At 42.4% G+C, this 7,879-nt stretch carries 9 protein-coding genes; 1 reads left to right on the plus strand and 8 read right to left on the minus strand.

All coding sequences use genetic code 11. The annotated features are described in order from the left end of the window. Positions 1–459, plus strand: a 459-nt coding sequence (locus AB685_RS24195) for a TOBE domain-containing protein (RefSeq protein WP_047973142.1), incomplete at its 5' end; no start/stop codon positions are given. 44 nt (positions 460–503) lie between these two features. Here AB685_RS24195 and AB685_RS31060 read toward each other — a convergent pair. From AB685_RS31060 to AB685_RS24230, 8 genes are all read right to left on the minus strand, one after another. Continuing rightward, positions 504–740: a hypothetical protein gene (locus tag AB685_RS31060; RefSeq protein WP_128755939.1), complete on the minus strand. Its 237-nt coding sequence runs from the start codon at positions 738–740 to the stop codon at positions 504–506. Between the two features lie 74 nt (positions 741–814). Further along, positions 815–1,018, minus strand: coding sequence for an alpha/beta-type small acid-soluble spore protein (locus tag AB685_RS24200; protein WP_012957684.1), 204 nt, complete (start codon positions 1,016–1,018; stop codon positions 815–817). A 144-nt stretch (positions 1,019–1,162) separates the two neighbouring features. Beyond that, on the minus strand, positions 1,163–3,112 hold the full coding sequence (locus AB685_RS24205; RefSeq protein WP_047973143.1) for an AMP-binding protein: 1,950 nt from the start codon (positions 3,110–3,112) through the stop codon (positions 1,163–1,165). 66 nt (positions 3,113–3,178) lie between these two features. Continuing rightward, positions 3,179–4,708, minus strand: a complete 1,530-nt coding sequence (locus tag AB685_RS24210) for an acyl-CoA carboxylase subunit beta (protein ID WP_047973144.1) — start codon at positions 4,706–4,708, stop codon at positions 3,179–3,181. Positions 4,709–4,719: 11 nt separating this feature from the next. Then, on the minus strand, positions 4,720–5,502 hold the full coding sequence (locus AB685_RS24215; protein ID WP_047973145.1) for an enoyl-CoA hydratase: 783 nt from the start codon (positions 5,500–5,502) through the stop codon (positions 4,720–4,722). Further along, on the minus strand, positions 5,502–6,419 hold the full coding sequence (locus AB685_RS24220) for a hydroxymethylglutaryl-CoA lyase (RefSeq protein ID WP_047973146.1): 918 nt from the start codon (positions 6,417–6,419) through the stop codon (positions 5,502–5,504). Before AB685_RS24220 ends, AB685_RS24215 begins: the two co-directional genes overlap by 1 nt. A 59-nt stretch (positions 6,420–6,478) precedes the next feature. Continuing rightward, positions 6,479–6,691 carry an acetyl-CoA carboxylase biotin carboxyl carrier protein subunit gene (locus AB685_RS24225; RefSeq protein WP_047973147.1) on the minus strand — a complete coding sequence of 71 codons (213 nt, stop codon included), beginning with the start codon at positions 6,689–6,691 and terminating at the stop codon, positions 6,479–6,481. Beyond that, positions 6,688–7,879, minus strand: a 1,192-nt coding sequence (locus AB685_RS24230; RefSeq protein WP_047973148.1) for a biotin carboxylase N-terminal domain-containing protein, incomplete at its 5' end; no start/stop codon positions are given. The genes AB685_RS24230 and AB685_RS24225, both read right to left, overlap by 4 nt.

The raw sequence follows: 7,879 nt of genomic DNA on the forward strand, positions 1-7,879 counted from the left end.
CAAGTTGGTTCACCTAAAGAAGTCTATGATAACCCTGAGAATGTCTTTGTTGGTGGCTTCATCGGTTCTCCTTCAATGAACTTTATTAGTGGTCGAATTGATGGGGATACATTTAAAGTTGGTGATGTATCAATTAAAATTCCAGCTGGTAAGCTCACTACTATCCGTAAGAATGGCTTTGCAGATAAAGAAATCATTCTTGGAATTCGTCCTGAGGATATTCATGATGAGTTATTATTCATCGAATCTTCACCTGAGACGAAAATTACAGTGGAAATTGATTTAGCAGAGTTAACAGGGGCAGAAACGGTGCTTTATTCTTCTCTACATGGTCAAAACTTTGTTGCACGTATCGATTCACGTACAGACATCGCAGGTGGCCAATCCCTTGATTTAGCATTCGATATGAACAAAGTTCACTTCTTTGACCCAGAAACAGAACTACGAATTCGTAACTAATTCAAACAAAAGCGACTTTACCATCTCAGTGGTAAGTCGCTTTTTTATGATTCCATAAAGATATAGATATAAGAGGACCTACACGCCTCACAGCCTACATAATGCGGGCATCCGTTCTCTTGAGTTGGGCTTCTCGTCTCATTTGTTAGATCATATTCTTCGTATGCACTGTAGTCATCTTGGTAATCATAAATACGTCCATAGATTTTCAAAGACTGACCACAGCCATCGCATGCTCGCATAGATGAGATTAATCCATTACAAGCAGGACACATCGCCATCCTTTTTGCCTCCCATTCTCTAGTAAATAAAGAAGAGGTGAGCGAACTCACCTCTTGTAAGCCATTATATTTGATTATTTTTGGTACCCACCCATTTGTTGTTCAGCCATTTGAACTAAACGCTTAGTGATTTCACCACCTACAGATCCGTTAGCACGAGCTGTAGCGTCTGGTCCTAGTTGTACACCAAATTCAGAAGCGATTTCATATTTCATTTGATCAAGTGCTTGTTGTACGCCAGGTACTACAAGTTGATTTGAGCTGTTGTTGTTAGCCATGTTTCTCACCTCCTTGTGTACTCATAGTTTGGTTTTTTTCAATTGACTTATGTACAGTATTTTAATTATTTTTTTGGTAATTAGCGGTAAATTGGAATGTAAAACGAAAAACGGATCAGACACGAGGTCTCATCCGTTTTACTCCTATTTCTTCACGTTTTCTTTTAATTGCTCAATTTCCCTTAGCACTTGTGGGTTTTCTAGCGCTGATAGATCACCTGCCTCCAGTCCAAGATAAGCTGTTTTGATGGCACGACGCATCACTTTCGCATTACGTGTTTTAGGAAGGTCACTCACAAAATAAAGATCTCTCGGTTTTAATGCTTTTCCAAGTTTTTCGGATACAAGCATTAAAAGCTCATGTTTAAGAGAGTCAGACTTAGACAAACGTTTTTGAAGAACAACAAAGCAAATAGCAGCTTCCCCTTTCACTTCATCAGGTATACCGATTGTCCCTGCTTCTTTTACTGCCTCATGTGCAACTAACACCGATTCCACTTCGGCAGGCCCCAAACGCTTACCTGCAACATTTAAAATATCATCAGAACGACCTGTAATCGTCCATTGACCTTCATTGTCTTTAATGACCCAATCGCCATGAACCCATGTTTGGTCAAAGCGATTCCAATACGCATTCAAGTAACGTTCCGGATCGCCCCAAAACCCCTTTGTCATTCCAACCCAAGGTTTTGTAATAACTAGTTCACCAACCTCATTCGTAACCGACTTGCCATTTGGATCATATACATTAGCCGCCATTCCTGGTAGAGGAGAATTAAAGGTAATAGGACCAATCGGACGCACTAACACATTTCCAAGAATGCCTCCTGCTATCTCTGTTCCACCCGAATAGTTAAAAATTGGGATCTTTTTCTTCCCAACACGTTCAAATAACCACATCCATGGCTCAGGGTTCCACGGCTCACCGGTTGAACCAATCACTCGTAAGGTTTCCAAAGAGTGTTGATCGATATTCTCTTCATCTTGTCCCATTAAAGAACGAATTAATGTTGGTGAGATGCCTAAATGAGTAACTTTATGCTTACCAACAAGCTCCCAAATCCGATCAGTCTTAGGGAAATCTGGTGTGCCCTCATATAACAAAATTGTCGCCCCGTTGACGAGACCTCCGTACACGAGGAAAGGCCCCATCATCCAGCCCATATCTGTATACCAAAAAAGGACATCTTCTTTTTTTACATCCATCCCTATCCCAGCATCAAAGGCTGCTTTAATTGGGAAGCCACTATGTGTATGCACAGCTCCTTTTGGCTTCCCTGTTGTTCCGGACGTATACAAGAGCATGAGCGCATCTTGGCTATCCATTTCCTCAGTCTCTTCATAACTCTCTGAGTTACGCATATCTTGCCAATCTACATCTCTTATTTCATTCCATTCAATATTGGCCTTTAGCCTTCTCACTACGACAACTTTTTCCACGGAAGGCGAAAGCTCTGCTGCACGGTCGGCCTCTTCTTTCATCATCACAGCCCTACCTCGCCTCATAAATCCATCCGCTGTGATCAATACTTTTGCCTCGCCCGCGTTCAATCTAGTTGCTACAGCTTCGGCACCGTACCCTGAGAAAACAGGAGCAAACACAGCCCCCATTTTTGAAATGGCCATCATCGCAATAACGGTTTCTGGAAGCATCGGCATATAGATTCCAACTACATCGCCCTTCCTCAAGCCAATCTTTCGCAATCCTGCTGCCACTCGGTCCATTTCTTCTTGCATGTCTGAAAAAGTAAAGGTCCGCGTCTTTCCGTCTTCACCTTCCCATATAAGTGCCTTCTTTTTAGCCATATTAGAATCCTCCGCCCACTTACCGATCGACAGATGAGCAGCATTTAGGGATCCATTTTCAAACCAAACAGGCCACTCAATTCCATTAGCATCATTCAATGTTTTCGTATAAGGCTTGTACCAAGGAATGTCTAATTCTTTTTCTGCTTCAGACCAAAACCAGGAAACATCCTCAATCGTTTTATTGAAAAAAGAATCATAATCTGAATCCCCTAGCTTTTTCATCCACTGATAAAGACGGGTCTTCTCTATATATTCTGATGTGGGATGCCATACTGTCTTACTCATCTTATATCCCCCTCACTTTTTGAAAAACGGACACATAGATTCGATGTGTCCGTTTAAATGGATTGTTTATACTGGGTAAACAGGATGCTTGCGGTGAGTGAAATCTAATTCTTTTGTACGGTAAGCTTCAAGACGAGTCACTAATTCCTTACGCAAATCATTACCTTGGACAATGCCATCAATGACCATTTCTGAAGCCAGTCGATAAACATCAATATTCTCTTTATATTCTTTTCGTTTTTCTTCTACGAATGCTGCTCGCTCTTCTTCAGGAAGCTCAGAGATTTTCTTAGCATAAACAGCGTTCACTGCTGCTTCTGGACCCATAACAGCTATTTRTGCATTCGGCAATGCTAGGCAACAATCTGGTTCAAATGCAGGGCCTGCCATTGCGTAAAGACCAGCACCATAAGCTTTTCTAACGATGATGGAGATTTTAGGAACAGTAGCTTCTGACATCGCAGAAATCATTTTAGCCCCATGACGAATGATTCCTGCTCTTTCTACTTTTGTACCGATCATAAAGCCAGGAATGTCTGCTAAGAAGACAAGCGGAATATGATAAGCGTCACATAAATTGATAAACTTCGCTGCTTTATCGGCTGAATCATGGAACAAGACCCCGCCTTTAGCCCGCGGTTGGTTAGCAATAATTCCAACTGGCTTCCCATCCATACGAGCAAGTCCTGTAATCAGCTCTGGTGCGAAAAGCTTTTTAATTTCAAAGAATGATCCTTCATCGATCACTCGCTCAATCAAGTCATGCATATTAAATGGGGCATTTTGGTTTTGAGGAATGATCTCATCAATGCTTTTTTCAAATTGTTTCGGCTCAGCTGAAACCTTCTCAGGAGGCAATTCGCCGTAGTTTGCAGGAAAGTATGATAAGTATTCACGTGCCATTGAAATCGCTTCTTCCTCCGTTTTCGCTAGCACATCTCCACATCCTGAAACCGAGCAATGCATCTTCGCACCACCCATTTCCTCAAGTGATACTTTTTCGCCAATAACCATTTCAGCCATTCGTGGAGAGCCAAGATACATCGATGCGTTCCCATCCACCATGACAACAATGTCACAAAATGCTGGAATGTAAGCCCCACCTGCTGCAGATGGTCCGAATAATAGACAGATTTGCGGAACACGTCCAGATAGTTTAACTTGATTGTAAAAAATGCGTCCTGCTCCTCTACGTCCTGGGAACATTTCAACTTGGTCCGTAATACGTGCACCGGCTGAATCAACAAGATAAAGCATAGGAACGTTTAATTTTTCAGCCGTTTCCTGAATGCGGATAATMTTCTCAACCGTTCTTGCTCCCCAAGAACCTGCTTTAATAGTTGAATCATTGGCCATCACACAAACGGTTTGACCGTGAACTTTCCCAATCGCTGTTACGACACCGTCAGCAGGTAATCCATCTGCTTGACAATTGGCAAACAAGCCATCTTCTAGTTCAACACCCTCGTCAAATAATTGCTCTAAGCGTTCTCGTACAAATAACTTACCTTTTTCTGCATTGCTTGCGTGGTATTTCTCAGCTCCACCTTTTTTAATTTCCTCTACTCGCTCTTGTAATACCTCTTCAAATGACATGCGAACGCCTCCTATTCTCCTTTGTAGTTCGGTTTACGCTTTTCTTTAAAAGCTTGTAACCCCTCTAGCMGGTCCTTTGTTGGAATCGTTTGCTCATAAGCTAGCTTTTCAATTTCAAGTCCTGATGCAAGATCTACTTGCATGCCAGCCTGAATCGCACGCTTCGCTTGTTTAATTGCAATCGGCCCATTTGAAGCAATCTTATCTGCAAGGGCATAAGATTGTTGCAAAAGTTGATCTTCGGGTAAGACTCGTTCGACAAGTCCGATGGCCAGAGCCTCATCAGCATCCACCCTCGCAGCACTAAAAATCAATTCCTTTGCTTTTCCAAGTCCAATTAGCCTCGGCAAACGCTGCGTGCCTCCAGCTCCTGGGATAATCGCTAAAGCCGTTTCTGTTAAGCCATAACTCGCACCTGCTTTTGCAAAACGAATGTCACAGCTAAGGGCGAATTCTAATCCTCCACCAAATGCTCCCCCATTCATTGCAGCAATCGTTGGTTGAGGGAGAGCTTCGACTTTATCCATTAAGGTACGGATCAAGGCAACAGTTTCCTTTACTTCTATTGGATTCATGGTCGCTCGCTCTTTTAGATCGGCTCCTGCACAAAATACCTTCTCACCTGCATTTGTGAACAGGACGACTCGAACCTCTTCATCAAAAACGAGCTCATCAAGTGTGGAATGCAGCTGCTTTAACATGTGRACAGATAAAGCATTGGCTGCTTCAGAACGATTTAATGTAATCAGAGCTACACCATGCTCGTTTTTTTCTATTAATACATTTGCATCCATTACACTTCCTCCTTACAAGAACCACTTGCTAATCGTGCTTGTAAATTATGACTAGGAAGTGCTCTCCCTACCTTTTGATGAATGAATTCTGCACTATCTAATAGTTGGTTAAGAGATACATCTGTGTCCACACCTAGTCCATTAAAAAGATAGATCATGTCTTCTGTTGCTACATTTCCAGCAGCACCCGGCGCATAGGGACAACCACCAAGTCCACCTACCGCTCCATCAAAACGACGAACACCTAGTTGATACGCCTGATAGACATTGGCAAGTGCTGTTCCTCTCGTATCGTGGACGTGCAGAGCTAATTTATCGATAGGAATGGTATGGGTTAAAGCTTTAATTACTTCTTCTATTTGATTTGGGGTTGCAATACCGATCGTATCTCCTAAGGATAGTTCATCGATGCCCATTTCCATTAATTTTTCTGCTGTATGTACTACTTGATCAATGGAAACATGACCTTCATATGGGCATCCAAATACAGTTGAGACATACCCTCTGACTGACTTTCCTGCACCCTTGGCATCATTCACAACCGATGCAAGAACCGGGAACGTCTCATCCATTGATTTGTTGATATTTTTTTTGTTATGCGTATCGCTCGCAGACATAAAAACGGACACTTCATCAATCTTAGCTTCTAATGCGCTCTCAAGACCTCGTTGATTCGGTACAAGAGCTGCATAGGTCACGCCAGGGTGTCTGTCTATTTGCTTGACTACATCAAGAGAATCAGCTAAGGCAGGAATCCACTTTGGGTGTACAAATGAAGTAACTTCAATATAGGATAGGCCCGTTTGGGATAATTGATTAATCCAGGCAATTTTAWCCTCGGTTGAGATCATCTGTTTTTCATTTTGCAGACCATCTCTTGGTCCAACTTCACGTATCAACACTTTTTCTTGTAGCACCAAAATCCTCCTTTATAGGGCAAGCTGAAGTGTTAAGGTCACTTCAGCTTGCTCATTTATTATTCAAGCTCGAGTAGAACCTCACCTTCATCTACAAATTCCCCTTCAGGCTTGTGAATCACTTTCACTGTTCCTGAAGCTTCAGCTGCAACAGGAATTTCCATCTTCATTGATTCTAAAATGGCTACATCTTGACCTTCTTCTACTTGGTCCCCTTCTTTCACTAACATCTTCCATACATTCCCTGCCATATTTGTTGTCACTTTCATCATGATCGTTTTCCTCCTTGGGCTGGTTGTAAATTTTCTGTAACGAATGCAGTCGTCGCTTCACCTCGTTTAAATACAGGGTGAGCTATTACTTCTTTTAACATTGGAATATTAGTTTTAATGCCTTCAATTGTGTACTCTTCAAGCGCTGCCTCTAATCGTTCAATCGCCTCGTCCCTTGTAGGAGCTGAGACGACAAGCTTTGCAATCATTGGATCATAAAATGGTGTGACAGCTGAACCAGCGCTCACCGGACATTCATGACGAATGTATGGTGCTTCTGGCAAGTTGATGTCTGTGATCGTTCCTGGTGATGGGAAAAATGTTTTTGGGTCTTCTGCGTAAATACGAACCTCTATCGCATGCCCCTCAAGCTTTATTTCCTCTTGAGTGAAACCAAGTGTTTCCCCAGCTGCAACTCTTRGCTGCCACTCGACTAGATCAAGACCAGAGATTTCCTCAGTCACTGGATGCTCCACTTGAAGTCTTGTATTCATTTCTAAGAAATAAAACTCTTTATCTTCATCTACCAAACATTCAATCGTACCAGCATTTGCATAACCGATTGCTTTAGCTGCCGTAACAGCCATTTCACCCATTTTCGTACGTGTCGCTTCATCTAAAAATGGAGAGGGTGCTTCTTCTACTACTTTTTGATGACGACGTTGCACAGAACAATCCCGCTCCCAAATATAGACGGTGTTGCCTTGTTGGTCAGCTAATACTTGGATTTCAATATGACGCGGACTTTCGATGTATTTTTCAACAAACATCGCTCCATCCCCAAAGAAAGATTGCGCTCTTGTTTGATTTCCAGCAAAAGCTTTCCTACATTCTTCTTCATTGTGAACAATTTGCATGCCAATTCCACCACCACCTGCTGATGCTTTTAACATCACCGGGTACCCAATACGTTCGGCTACTTCAGCAGCTTCATCGACATCCTTAAGTGCATGTTCAATCCCTGGCACTACTGGAACTCCAGCAGCTTCCATTGCTTTTCTCGCTTCAATTTTACTGCCCATTTTAGCGATGACTTCCGGAGATGGACCAATAAAAGTAAGGCCTTCTTCGACACAACGTTTGGCAAAGGCGCTGTTCTCGGATAGAAGTCCATAACCAGGATGGATCGCCTCAGCACCACTTTCTTTTGCTATTTCCATAATCTTATCTACTTGTAGATAACTTTCA

It is taken from the genome of Bacillus sp. LL01 (genome assembly GCF_001037965.1).

Excerpts from the sequence above, each read along its gene's own strand:
- AB685_RS31060 (WP_128755939.1), bottom strand. The coding sequence starts at position 740 with ATGGCGATGTGTCCTGCTTGTAATGGATTAATCTCATCTATGCGAGCA.
- AB685_RS24200 (WP_012957684.1), bottom strand. The coding sequence starts at position 1,018 with ATGGCTAACAACAACAGCTCAAATCAACTTGTAGTACCTGGCGTACAA.
- AB685_RS24205 (WP_047973143.1), bottom strand. The coding sequence starts at position 3,112 with ATGAGTAAGACAGTATGGCATCCCACATCAGAATATATAGAGAAGACC.
- AB685_RS24225 (WP_047973147.1), bottom strand. The coding sequence starts at position 6,691 with ATGATGAAAGTGACAACAAATATGGCAGGGAATGTATGGAAGATGTTA.